A 13,683-nucleotide genomic window follows, 5' to 3' on the forward strand; every position below is an offset into this window, starting at 1 on the left:
AGATTTAAATTTTACATTTTTAAACATAGGAAAAAGGATAATTTCGAAAGATTTTATCCTTTTTTTTTTATTTTTTAAAATTGAACATTCCATATATTTACCATTTAAACAGTTAATGATGTTTGTAGAGCAGGTACAAAGAATAAAAAGTAAGCTTATTAAAGCTAAAAATGCTGATGTAAAGTTAAAAGTATTTGGTTCGGAAGAGCATAAGTATGCTTTAGGGTATGCTTTGAATGAGAAAGATATTTTAAAATTTGAAAAGGAATATGATTTAGAATTGCCTGAGTGCTATAGAACTTTTTTGACTAATGTTGGCAATGGAGGGATAGGTTTTAATGCTTCAGGAGCTGGTCCGTTTTATGGTATTTACCCATTTGGAAAAATGATCGAGGAATTGATCGATAAAAATACAAAAGAGTATTTAAGTCAGGATTGTGTTTGGTATCCAAATATGACGGATGAATATTGGGATGAAATAACAAAAAATATTGATGAAGAAGGTATCTCAGATGAGGATTTTGAAATCGAATTAGGGAAAATATTTTCAGGAATTTTGCCTCTTGGATCACAAGGATGCAGTTATATTCATGGGCTTGTATTAAATGGTGAATTTAAAGGCAGAGTTGTTAATCTTGACCTTGATAGGCAAAAACCGAAATTTACTTTCGAAAATAATTTTTTGGATTGGTATGAAAGATGGCTTGATGAAGTAATTTCAGGAGATCTGATTGTAGATACTGCAACTTGGTTTGGATATTCAATGGGAGGTAAAGCAGAGGATCTTTTAGAAACATATTTTTCTGTGAGCGAATTCAATATTAAAAAAGACTGCCTAAATGCGCTTTTAAAAAAGGCTAAACTGGATACGGAAACTTTAGATGTTATAGAGGCGGAGTTTAAATTAAGATCCGGAGAAATTCAGGAAGTTTTACTTCAAATACTGACAAAGTTTGATTACAACAAAGCACATGTTCATTTAATTGAATATGCAAAGGAAAATTTACTGCAGGTCTTTCAGTTTGTTTTTTGGTATGCAAAGGAGAAAAGCAGCGACTGGCTTGGAAGTATTGAGTCAAATGATGGAAAGATAAATGATGAAGAAACGTTTCGATTTTGTACTTATTTATTAAAAGAAATGAATATAGATTATGGTGAAATAATTACGCCTTTTGCATCTAATGAGAATGAAAATATTAGGGTTAGTGCTTACTATTCACTTGGTCAGTTAAAAAATAAAAGTAAATACCTTGAAACTTTTATTCAGGGTTTAAATGACAAAACAGACTCTGTTGTTCATACAGCCTTACAAGCTTTGGATGGGCTTGAAGATAAAAAGTTATTAAGGCATTACAAAAGTATTTCCGAAAGATTCCCGAAAGAACAAAATTATATTTTGGTGAATTTAAATCTTAGACTAAAGCCTTTTGGTTTAACAAATTCAACAATTAAAAATATAGATGTGGAAACGTATGAGTTCTTCACGGACAAGAATAAATGGTATCAGTTTTGGAAATAATACTAATTAATTAAAATAGCAAAAAAGCTGCTTTCTTATTTAAAGCAGCTTTTTTTTGTATTGTTAAACATTAACATTTGTAATATCATTTTATAAACACACACACACATTTCATTTTTTATACCAAATGCTACTTCCTAAAATTCTTATGATTGTGTTTCCGTTTGTAATGCGTCTCTTTTAAGTTAGTTTTATCTTGGGAAATAACACTAATAGTACCGTCAATTTCCAACATACAAAGCTTTACATCGGTAAAATGTTCTAATCCATGTTCACGCATGGCTTCTTTTAATTCGTCGTGGGAAATGTCTAATTTGCTTAGGGATTTAAAATCTAATTTTCCGTTATGAATAAGAATCTCGGGTTTGTCTAATAACAGATCGTTAAGGACTTTGTATTTGTGTGTTAGTTTTTTAATAATGAAATTAATTACAAACAACACTAAAGCCGCAACCAGTCCACCCCAAAGGCTTGTGTCCGGGCCAACCATCGCATTTTGAACTGAATTACTAATTAATAAAATCAGAATAATATCGGCGGTATTTAATTGTGAGAGTTCTTTTTTTCCAAAGATTCGGAGTGCAATGGTCATGAAAAAATAGACAGCAACACTTCGGAAAATAATATCAAGATAGGGGTACAACATTGCTTTTTTTAATAAAGTTAAATAAAAAAGCTTTGTCAAAGTTTTAAACCTTGACAAAGCTGCTAAAATAATTATGCTGTAGTTAAGTTTTAATGAACTTACTTAAGATAGCTTGAAATTTTTCTCAATCGCTCGGATCATTTCTCCGGCAATGTCTTTGTTTGTTGCACCTTCAATTCCTTCAAGACCCGGCGAAGAGTTTACCTCAAGCAATAACGGCCCTTTAGAAGAACGAATGATATCTACCCCGGCTACTTTTAAATCCATTGCTTTTGCGGCTTTTATGGCGATTTTTTTCTCTTCGGCAGTTACTTTTATAACAGAAGCGGTTCCGCCAAGGTGGATATTGGCTCTGAATTCGCCTGGCATAGCTTCACGCTGAATGGCAGCCACTACTTTTCCGTCAATAACAAAACAACGAATGTCTTTTCCGTTGGCTTCCTTAATGAATTCCTGAACAAGGATATTGGCATTTAAGCTTTTGAACGCATTAATAACACTTTCTGCTGCTTTTTTGGTTTCTGCCAAAACAACTCCTTTTCCTTGTGTTCCTTCCAATAATTTTACGATTAACGGAGAGCCACCAACCATTTTAATTAAGTTGTCGGTGTCTAATGGAGAATTAGCAAAACCAGTCGTCGGAATGTCAATACCACTATTTAATAACAGTTGTAAGGAGTATAATTTATCACGGGACTGTGTGATGGCTGTAGCTGAATTTAAACAGAAAACTTTCAAAGCCTCAAACTGACGTGTCAAAGCGCAACCGTAGAATGTAATACTTGGTCTGATACGTGGAATGATAGCGTCAAATTGATTAAGAATTTTTCCGCCTCTGTAATGAATTTCGGGAGTTTTCGCATCCAGTTTCATGTAGCATTCTTTGATGTTCAAAAAGTGCATTTCGTGACCACGCATTTCGCCGGCCTCCATGATTCTTTTATTGCTGTACAATTCAGGATTGCTGGCCAGAAGTCCGATTCTTAAACCGGAAGTTGCTTTTTCTGAATTTTGGTATAATTCTTTTAAGGATTCCGGAGTTGGTTGTCCTAATAAGTACTTTTCTTCCGGATCAACCAATACACGTCCGCTCATAGCCTCACGACCTAAAAGCATTCTGAAACCCATTGAATCTCTATTGGTTAGCGTCATTTCGATAGGCCACTTCGCATCACCAATTTTAAGATGCGTCTGGATTACGTAACGGTGTTCTCTAAAACCACTGGAGCTTTTTACAATTCTTTTGTCAACCAACGGTGCTTCACAATGTATGATGGTTTTGATGTTATTCTGAATCGGGTTAATGTCGAATTTTACCCAGTTGGTATCATTTTTAATAAAAGGAGCTATGTTTATAGCATGCAATGCCGATGTCTTTGCACCGGAATCCACACGAGCCTTGATTGTTGGGATTCCTAGTTCTGGAAATGAGCACCATTCTTCGCTACCTAAAATGACTTTGTTTTGAAGCATACGTTGTTTTTTATTATAGAATTTAATAGTCAAAAATAACTATTTGCTTTTAATAAATCGAGGATTTGGACTAAAGAATAAACCCGTTATGTTATAAAAACGTAACGGGTTTGTTATTTCTGTTATAAAAATAAGTATTTATTGATTTGTTGGCTCTTCGGCTTTGTGTATTTCTACAGAAAGTTCTTGAGAGTCGTCTTTTAGATCCATTAAAATCTCATCACCGGAATGTATTTTTGAGGTAATGATCTCTTCTGCCAATAAATCTTCAACGTATTTCTGAATCGCTCTTTTTAACGGTCTCGCACCAAATTGTCTGTCAAAGCCTTTTTCTGCGATAAATGCTTTGGCTTTATCGGTTAGATTTAAGCTGTATCCTAATTCAGCAACACGAGAGTACAGTTTTTTAAGTTCGATTTCGATGATTAAATCAATATCTGCTTTTTCTAATGCATTGAAAACGATAACGTCATCAATTCTGTTTAAGAATTCTGGAGCAAATGTTTTTTTCAATGCATTTTCGATAATGCTTTTTGAATTATCATCGGCTTGAGCTATTTTCGCAGCAGTTCCAAATCCAACACCTTGTCCGAAGTCTTTTAACTGACGGGCTCCAACGTTAGAAGTCATGATGATGATCGTGTTTTTGAAATCAATTTTACGACCTAAACTATCTGTCAAATAACCGTCATCTAATACTTGAAGCATCATGTTGAACACGTCCGGATGTGCTTTTTCGATCTCGTCTAAAAGAACAACACAGTACGGTTTTCTACGTACTTTTTCGGTTAATTGACCACCTTCTTCGTAACCTACATATCCCGGAGGCGCTCCCACTAAACGGGAAATAGCAAATTTTTCCATGTATTCACTCATGTCAATACGTATTAACGCATCTTCAGAATCGAATAATTCTTTTGCTAAAACTTTAGCCAATTGTGTTTTACCAACTCCGGTCTGACCTAAGAAAATAAACGAACCAATTGGTTTGTTCGGATCTTTAAGTCCGGCTCTGTTACGTTGAATAGAACGTGCAATTTTCAGAACAGCTTCGTTTTGACCAATTACTTTGTTTTGAATTAGTTCCGGTAATTGGGCTAATTTATTACTCTCTGTTTGTGCAATTCTGTTTACAGGGATTCCGGTCATCATAGAAACAACATCGGCTACATTATCTTCTGTAACTTCAATACGGTTGTTTTTAGAGTCTTCTTCCCATTGTTCCTGAGCTACAGCCAGGTCTTTTTCGATGCGTTTTTCATCATCGCGAAGTTTGGCTGCCTCTTCATATTTTTGTTTTTTAACAACCATATTTTTAAGCTCACGCACTTCTTCCAGCTGACGTTCTAAATCTAAAATTTGTTTCGGAACATCAATGTTGGTAATGTGTACACGAGATCCAGCTTCGTCAAGAGCATCGATAGCTTTGTCCGGTAAAAAACGCTCAGACATATATCTGTTGGTTAATTTTACACAAGCTTCGATTGCTTCTTTGGTGTACGTAACATTATGGTGGTCTTCGTATTTGTCTTTTACGTTATTTAAAATCGCGATTGTTTCCTCAACAGAAGTTGGTTCTACAATAACTTTTTGGAAACGTCTTTCTAAAGCTCCGTCTTTCTCGATGTATTGTCTGTATTCATCAAGAGTAGTGGCTCCAATACATTGGATTTCTCCTCTTGCTAAAGCAGGTTTAAACATGTTGGAAGCATCCAGTGAACCTGTTGCTCCACCAGCACCTACAATAGTGTGAATTTCATCAATAAAAAGAATGATATCGTCGTTTTTCTCGAGCTCGTTCATAACGGCTTTCATTCTTTCTTCAAACTGACCGCGGTATTTTGTTCCGGCTACTAAACTGGCCAGATCAAGAGTAACTACACGTTTGTTGAAAAGAATACGAGATACTTTTTTCTGAATAATGCGTAAAGCCAGACCTTCTGCAATAGCAGATTTACCAACTCCCGGCTCTCCAATAAGTAGCGGATTGTTCTTTTTTCTACGGCTTAGGATTTGAGAAACGCGTTCAATTTCTTTTTCGCGTCCTACAACCGGATCCAGTTTTCCTTCCTCAGCCATTTCTGTTAAATCTCTCCCAAAATTATCTAAAACCGGAGTTTTTGACTTTTTGTTTGACTTATTGGCGGGATTGTTAAAACTACTTTCTTTAAGACTGTCATCTTGTCCTGAATCGTCGTTGTATGATTCGTTTCTTGGCAAGTTTTCTAAGAATTCTTCTTCGTTTGGAGTCATATTTAAATATTGTTCTTTAGCTATATCATAATCTATTTTTAGTTTATTCAATAGCTTGGTTGTGGGATCGTTTTCGTTTCGTAAGATGCATAACAGCAGGTGTGCCGTGCTGATCGATGAACTTTGAAATACTTTTGCTTCGAGAAAGGTGGTCTTCAGAGCTCTTTCAGCTTGTCGGGTAAGATGAAGATTTTTCTTTTCGGCATTGACTTCAACGCTTTGATTGGCTGGACTGAGTATTTCTACTTTTCTGCGTAAATGATCTAAATCAACAGCCAGGTTATTGAGAATATGAATGGCTTTACCGTTTCCATCTCTCAAAATGCCCAGCATTAGATGCTCAGTACCAATAAAGTCGTGGCCCAAACGCAAGGCTTCCTCTTTACTGTAGGTAATAACATCTTTTACTCTTGGTGAAAAATTATCATCCATAATATATAATTGTAATGTATTGTAAATTTAGTGAATTACTGTGTGAAAAACAAAAACCGTACCCTTCGGAATCTCATGACAGCTAATAGACAAAAAAAATAGCAATTATAGCGTTAAAAAACGCTTAATTTATTAACTGAAATTGAAAATAAAGTTGTTAATAAATCATTGAAATAAGTGTATGAAGATAGTTATAAAAATTTCAAAAAACCGTATCTTGGCACGCTTTGAAATTAATATAATTATTTAATATAACAACTTATGTCTGAAGGAGAAAAGTTAATTCCTATTAACATAGAGGATGAAATGAAATCAGCTTACATCGATTATTCGATGTCAGTAATTGTATCAAGAGCACTTCCGGATGTTAGAGATGGCTTGAAACCGGTACATCGAAGAGTTCTTTATGGAATGTATGATTTAGGAGTAACTTCAAGATCTGCACACAAAAAATCAGCGAGAATCGTAGGAGAGGTTTTGGGTAAGTATCACCCACATGGTGACACCTCTGTTTATGACGCTATGGTGCGTATGGCTCAAGAGTGGAGTATGCGTTATTTATTAGTAGATGGCCAAGGTAACTTTGGTTCTGTCGATGGTGACAGTCCGGCAGCAATGCGTTATACTGAGGCAAGAATGCGTAAAATTTCGGAAGATATTATGGCAGATATCGAAAAAGAAACAGTTGATTTTCAACTCAACTTTGACGATACTTTATATGAGCCAAAAGTAATGCCAACCAGAGTTCCTACTTTATTAGTAAACGGAGCAACAGGTATTGCAGTTGGTATGGCTACTAATATGCCACCACACAATTTAACAGAAGTTATCAACGGTACATTAGCGTATCTGGATAATAATGATATTGAAATAGACGAATTAATGACACATATTAAAGCTCCTGATTTTCCAACAGGAGGTGTAATATATGGTTATGAAGGCGTTCGTGAAGCTTTTAAAACCGGTAGAGGACGTATTGTAATGCGTGCTAAAGTTGGTTTCGAAGAAGTAGACGGAAGAGAATGTATTATCGTTACAGAGATTCCATACCAGGTTAACAAAGCCGAGATGATCAAACGTACGGCTGATTTGGTGAACGATAAAAAGATTGAAGGGATTGCCAATATTCGTGACGAATCAGATAGAAACGGTATGCGTATCGTGTATATCCTGAAACGTGATGCTACACCAAACGTAGTTTTAAATACCTTATATAAATACACTTCATTACAATCTTCTTTTAGTGTAAACAATATTGCATTAGTAAAAGGACGCCCACAAATGTTGAATCTGAAAGATATGATTCACTATTTTATTGAGCACCGTCACGATGTAGTAGTGCGTAGAACTCGTTTCGAATTGCGTAAAGCAGAAGAAAGAGCACATATTTTAGAAGGATTAATTATTGCTTCTGATAATATTGATGAAGTGATCGCGATCATCAGAGGTTCGAAAAATACGGAAGAAGCACGTGATAAATTAATTGAAAGATTCAATTTGTCAGACATTCAGGCTCGTGCCATCGTAGAAATGCGTTTGCGTCAGTTAACAGGTCTGGAGCAAGATAAATTAAGAGCTGAGTTTGAGGAATTAATGAAATTAATAGAGCATTTGAAGGCTTTATTAGCAGACGTAGGTCTTAGAACCAACTTAATTAAAGAAGAATTGGAAGAAATTCGTGAGAAATATGGCGATGCCCGTCGTTCTCTAATCGAATATTCTGGTGGTGATGTAAGTATTGAAGATTTAATTGCCGATGAGAATGTGGTTATTACCATTTCGCACGCCGGTTATATCAAACGTACAAACCTTACAGAGTACAAAACACAAAACAGAGGTGGCGTTGGACAAAAAAGTGCAGGAACAAGAGATCAGGATTTCCTTGAGCATATGTTCGTTGCAACCAACCACCAATATATGATGTTCTTTACGCAAAAAGGAAAATGTTTCTGGATGCGTGTTTACGAAATTCCGGAAGGAAGCAAAACCGCAAAAGGTAGAGCAATTCAGAACTTGGTAAACATTGAAAGCGATGATAAAGTAAAAGCTTTCATTTGTACACAAGATTTAAAAGACAAAGAGTATATCAACAGTCATAACCTTGTCATGGTAACCAAACAAGGACAGGTTAAGAAAACATCTTTAGAGAAATATTCTAAGCCTAGAGTAAATGGTGTTGCTGCTATTACAATTAAAGAAGGGGATGAATTACTGGAAGCGAAATTAACAAACGGAGAAAGTCAAATTATCTTGGCTGTGAAATCCGGTAAATTAGTTCGTTTTGAGGAAACTAAAACCCGTCCGATGGGAAGAACAGCTTCCGGAGTTCGTGGAATTACGCTAAAAGACGATACCGATGAAGTAATTGGTATGGTTACTGTTGATAAAGACAACGTTAACGATTCACAAATCTTAGTAGTAACCGAGAACGGATACGGTAAACGTACCAAACTGGTTGATGATGATGGTGAAGATGTGTACCGAATTACGAACCGTGGAGGAAAAGGAGTTAAGACACTTAATATCACGGAGAAAACAGGGAAATTAATTTCGATTAATGCGGTAACCGATGCGGATGATTTGATGATTATCAACAAATCTGGATTAACAATCAGAATGGCAATTGAAGATTTACGTGTAATGGGTCGTGCAACGCAAGGAGTTCGATTGATTAACTTAAAAGGAAAAGATTCAATCGCTGCTGTTACAAAAGTAATGAAAGACGATGTAGCAGAAGTTGTGGTTGACGAAGATGGTAATGTTATCGAATCAGCGATAGAAAGAGTGAAGCCGGATTTAGAAGTTCTTGAAGACGATGGTACGGCAGAAGAAGAGGACGATGAAGACGATGCTGAAGAAGAAACAGAAGACGAAGAGGATTCTGAAGAAGAATCAGAAGAATAAGTAAACCACAAAAATAAATTAAATATACAAATTGACTATTATGAAAAGTAAATATGTAATACTTGCGTCAGCATTATTGATTTCAGTAGCTACTTTTGCTCAAAAAGATCAGATTAAAAGTGCTGAGAAAGCATTAAAAAACGGAGACGCACAAGGGGCTATCACAATATTAAAGGATGCCGAAAATTTAGTTGTTAATGCTAAAGATGTAGAACAAGCACAATACTATTTTGTAAAAGGGAACGCTTACTTGGATTTGGCTAACAAAAAAGTTGAAGAAAGTAAAAATTTATCTCTTGCAGCAGAGAGCTACAAAAAATTAATTGATATTGAAAAAGAGTCAGGAAAGTTAAAATACTCTACTCAGGCTGCTACTTCAATTACTCAAATTAAAGGAAACTTGATTAACTCGGCTATTGCTGATACACAAGCAAGCAAACATGCTGACGGTGCAAAAAAATTATACGAAGCTTATTTGTTAGATAAAAAAGATACAATTAACTTGTACTACGCAGCTTCAACAGCGGTAAATGCTCAAGATTATGATGCAGCTTTACCAATGTACGAAGAATTGAAAAAAGTAAATTATTCCGGAAAAGGAACTAGTTATTTGGCATTAAACAAAGCGACTAAAAACGAAGACGGTTTTAACAATGCTAACGAAAGAGATTTAGCTGTAAAATTAGGAACTCACGAAAAACCAAGAACGGAAGCAATTCCTTCTAAAAGAGGTGAGATCAACAAAAATCTTGCTTTAATCCTGGTTCAAAAAGGACGTATTGAAGATGCTAAAAAAGCCGTTGCAGATGCTAGAAAAGCAAATCCGGAAGATTCTACTTTGTTGCTTACAGAAGCCAATCTATATTTAGAAACGAAAGATTTTGAAACATACAAAAAATTAGTTAACGAGGCTTTACAAAAAGACCCGAACAATGCTGATCTATTGTTTAACTTAGGAGTAATTAGTAACAATGCTAAAAATCCTGCTGACGCTGAGAAATACTATTTGAAAGCGATCGAAATCAAACCGGATTATACAAACGCTTATCTTAACCTTGCAGCTTTAAAATTAGAAGCAGAGAAACCAATCATTGAAGAAATGAACAAATTGGGTACTTCTGCAAAAGATATGAAACGTTATGACGTTTTAAAAGCGCAAAGAGAGTCTGTTTTTAAAGGAGTTATTCCTTACCTTAAAAAAGCAAACGAATTAGATCCTAAAAACGAAGATGTTTCTAAAACATTATTAGGTGTTTACAAAGCATTAGAAATGACTGCTGAAGCAAAAGCTTTGAAAGCTACAATGTAAGCAGAAATGAATTAGTATAAAAAAAACCAAGGCTTGACCTTGGTTTTTTTATGCTTTAAAGTTTCGTCTAACTTACCAAAGTAGCAGTTAACGTAATTGTCGTATTTAAAAGCTTTGATATTGGACAAATTTCTTTCGCTTTAGCAGCCGTTTTTTCGAATTCTTCTGCTGAAATCGAAGGAACTTTTCCTTTTAAATCCAAATGAATCAAAGTTATGGTGCCGTCTTCAAAAGTTACTGTCGCTTCTGTAGTTAAATCATCTGCGGTAAAACCTCCTTCGTTGAGTAAAAAACTTAATTGCATCGTAAAACAGCCCGAATGCGCTGCTGCAATAAGTTCTTCCGGATTCGTTCCAACTCCGTCTGCAAATCTTGTTTTAAAAGACAATTGCGCATTGTCTAATGTAGTACTTTGTGTACTGATAGTTCCTTTTCCTTCCATGCCCGTACCTTTCCAGTTGGCATTTGCTTTTCTTGTAAATTTCATATTGATACTATTTAAAGGTTTACAATCTTCTGATTCTCAAATATAATCAATATTTTAAAGAATAGTTTTATGAAATTTAATTAGAACGTTAAGTTTCTGGGAGAAATGCTTGAAAACATAACTGTGTCCAAAGTTTGGATCGAGTCAAAAAAATTGTGGACTAATTTGTGTAAATCTTCTTCTGTTTATCTTGTTGGTGATTTTTTAGGCTTTATTTCTCGCAAAGACGCAGAGCCGCCAAGTTTTTATACTGATTTTTTAACTTCGCGACTCTGCGACTTCGCGAGATTTTTGTTTCTCTGCATCTTCTGTACTTGATTTCGAAGTTTTCCAAGTAAAAAATGCCAAACAGTTTTTCTCTTCTTTCCTCCATTTGTCAGGCTGAGCGAAGTCGAAGCCCTTTTTACCTAACCAGCCTTCGACTACGCTCAGGGTGGCAATAATTCATAAAAGAGCGTTTAATTGGCGTCTTTAGAGCGTTTTTAACGAGATAAACACAGGAATCCACAAAACTTTATGTCGATCTTGCTTTGCGAACCCTGCGTAAATCTTTGCGAACCCTGCGCTTAAAAAAAAGTGCATAAAAAAAAAGGTGCAATGAGAATTTCATTACACCTTTTATATTTTTAAATCAAAAGTCTTATTCCTGACCTAGATTACGTAATTGTTTTAGTTTGTCTTTCCAAACATCAAGGCTTTCCTTATGAACAGCAATGTTTTTACGAACTTCAAGAACAATTGAATTCTCTTTCTTAGCATTTTTTGTATTGGTGAAAAACTGAATGTTGTTCTCTAATTGGAAGATTTCATTTTGAACCTCTTCAATCTTACGCATTAAGAAGATCTTTTCGTTGTCCAGTTTTCTTGTGTCGTTACTTTCCGATAAAGAATCTATACGGTTAGAGAAACGCATCATTTCGGTTTCTTTTTTACTCAAACTTAATTTTTCAAAAAGAGCATCCAGGATTTTATTGAATTTCCCTTCAATATGACGTCTTGAGAAAGGTACTTTACCAAAACCTTTCCAAGTTTCAATATGTAATTTTATAGCGTCCAAATCAGTTTTGTGGTCTCCGGTAAGCTGGTAAGCTCTTAAGATATCCAAGTACGCTTTTTTGTTGTCAAAAGCAGCTACTTCATCACCGTTTTCCTCTGATTTGTGCTCTTTTAATTTATCAAAATAGTGATTACAAGCGTCTTTGAAATCCTTCCAGATTTTATCAGAATATTTTTTAGGAACATGACCAATTTGTTTCCACTCTTCCTGAATTTGTTTCATGATTGGAGTAGTGGCGCCAAAATCAGTACTTTCTTGTAATTCTTTGGCTTTGGCAACAAGAGCCATTTTTTTATTTAAGTTGTCGTTTTGATCTTTTTTAATGTCCTTATAAAAAGAATTTTTAAAAGAGTTGAAATTTCTAACGGCAGTTTTAAAAGAAGCCCAAGTTTCTTCGTTTACCTCAGACGGCACTTTTCCAGCTGCAAAGAATTCATTTCTTAACGCTTCTACTTTTTGAATTTGTAGCAACCATTGCGAATGTGAGTTTACTTTTTCAGTACCTAGAACTTCTAATTTACCAATAATCTCTTTTTTAATTTCAAGATTTTGTTGCTCATTAGCTCTTTGGCTTTCAAATAAAACCTCTCTTTTATCATGGATTTTTTTAGTCAGTTCACTGAACTTGTTCCAGATGGTATCACGGTGTTCTTTAGAAACAGGTCCGATATCTTCTTTCCAGATTCGGTGTAGGTCTTGTAATTCTCTGAAAGATTTACTGATATCCGTTTCGTTTACCAATTCTTCAACACGAGCTATAATTTTTTGTTTTTGCTCTAAGTTGTATTTAAAATCTAAATCTCTGGCTTCACGATCTAAGTGCAGATAATCATAGAAATTTTCTACATGAAAGTGATAGTTGTTCCAAACGTGATTGTATTTGTCTTTTGGAATTGGTCCTGCATTTTTCCATCTCTCTCTTAAATCATTAAAATGTTTAAGCGTGTCTTTGATGTTTTCCTGCGGGTTTATAAGTTCTTTTAGCTCCTCAACAATTGCAAGTCGATTGTCTAAATTAGATTTTAAGTTGGTTTGTAAATGTTTAAAATGAGCATTTCTCTTTTCTCTGAAAATAGAATAATATTCATCAAACTTAGATTTTAATGGAGAATGGTATTCAAATTCTTCATTAGGATCTTGTTTAGAAGCGTTGAATTCTTCTTTTTTCTCCTCTATAAGATGATTGTATTGTAATAAGAATGATTTCTTGATTTCTTCGATATGCTCTTTTACAGACATTACTTTGTCTGTATTTACAAGTTTTTTCAGTTCGTCAACAAGAGTATCTAGCGTAAAAGTATCATAATCCTGCATAGGGATTTCATGACGTTCTTTTAACGTTTCATCTTCACTTTCCTCAGCGTTCGAATTGGTGATCGCATCTAATGCCTCTTGATGATCTGCTTCCGGAGTTTCAGCCACAGTTTCTAATTCAATTTCAGTAGTTGAAACTAAATTTTCCGCTGCAGTTTCAGAATCAGATTCTTCAATCACATTGTCTTGTATAGAATCGCTAATCTCGATTTCTAGTTTTCCGTCTGCATCTTGCAGGTTATCATTCTTTTCTTCTAACATTTTAAATGTATAAGGTTTATTGGTTTAA

General features: G+C 34.9%; 8 protein-coding genes. 3 read left to right on the forward strand and 5 right to left on the reverse strand.

Annotation, left to right across the window (positions count from 1 at the left end; genetic code table 11):
- Window positions 1-115: 115 nt before the first annotated feature.
- A complete protein-coding gene (locus ACHRV5_RS05255) occupies window positions 116-1,519 on the forward strand; it encodes an SMI1/KNR4 family protein (RefSeq protein WP_395426022.1) in 1,404 nt (467 codons plus the stop codon).
- Window positions 1,520-1,649: 130 nt separating this feature from the next.
- Here the strand turns inward: ACHRV5_RS05255 and ACHRV5_RS05260 are convergent, their stop codons facing one another.
- The 3 genes from ACHRV5_RS05260 to ACHRV5_RS05270 form a co-directional block, all read right to left on the reverse strand.
- On the reverse strand, window positions 1,650-2,165 hold the full coding sequence (locus ACHRV5_RS05260; protein WP_047776309.1) for a DUF421 domain-containing protein: 516 nt from the start codon (window positions 2,163-2,165) through the stop codon (window positions 1,650-1,652).
- Window positions 2,166-2,267: 102 nt separating this feature from the next.
- Complete coding sequence (gene rimK / locus ACHRV5_RS05265; RefSeq protein ID WP_047776087.1) at window positions 2,268-3,638, reverse strand: 30S ribosomal protein S6--L-glutamate ligase; 1,371 nt, start codon at window positions 3,636-3,638, stop codon at window positions 2,268-2,270.
- A 138-nt stretch (window positions 3,639-3,776) separates the two neighbouring features.
- Window positions 3,777-6,323 carry an ATP-dependent Clp protease ATP-binding subunit gene (locus ACHRV5_RS05270; protein ID WP_230001596.1) on the reverse strand — a complete coding sequence of 849 codons (2,547 nt, stop codon included), beginning with the start codon at window positions 6,321-6,323 and terminating at the stop codon, window positions 3,777-3,779.
- 261 nt (window positions 6,324-6,584) lie between these two features.
- Between ACHRV5_RS05270 and gyrA the strand changes: the two genes are divergently transcribed.
- Window positions 6,585-9,227, forward strand: coding sequence for a DNA gyrase subunit A (gyrA, locus tag ACHRV5_RS05275; RefSeq protein WP_395426023.1), 2,643 nt, complete (start codon window positions 6,585-6,587; stop codon window positions 9,225-9,227).
- A gap of 40 nt (window positions 9,228-9,267) precedes the next feature.
- Window positions 9,268-10,536: a tetratricopeptide repeat protein gene (locus ACHRV5_RS05280; RefSeq protein WP_230001598.1), complete on the forward strand. Its 1,269-nt coding sequence runs from the start codon at window positions 9,268-9,270 to the stop codon at window positions 10,534-10,536.
- Between the two features lie 67 nt (window positions 10,537-10,603).
- Here the strand turns inward: ACHRV5_RS05280 and ACHRV5_RS05285 are convergent, their stop codons facing one another.
- Both ACHRV5_RS05285 and ACHRV5_RS05290 read right to left on the reverse strand, forming a co-directional pair.
- Entirely contained in the window at window positions 10,604-11,023 is a 420-nt protein-coding gene (locus ACHRV5_RS05285) for an OsmC family protein (RefSeq protein ID WP_047776081.1), read from the reverse strand.
- A gap of 640 nt (window positions 11,024-11,663) precedes the next feature.
- The gene (locus tag ACHRV5_RS05290; RefSeq protein WP_047776079.1) at window positions 11,664-13,655 is read right to left on the reverse strand and encodes a DUF349 domain-containing protein; all 1,992 of its coding nucleotides are present in this window, start codon (window positions 13,653-13,655) and stop codon (window positions 11,664-11,666) included.
- Between the last annotated feature and the right edge of the window lie 28 nt (window positions 13,656-13,683).

It is taken from the genome of Flavobacterium sp. FlaQc-52, assembly GCF_044007495.1.
GTDB lineage: Bacteria > Bacteroidota > Bacteroidia > Flavobacteriales > Flavobacteriaceae > Flavobacterium > Flavobacterium cupriresistens.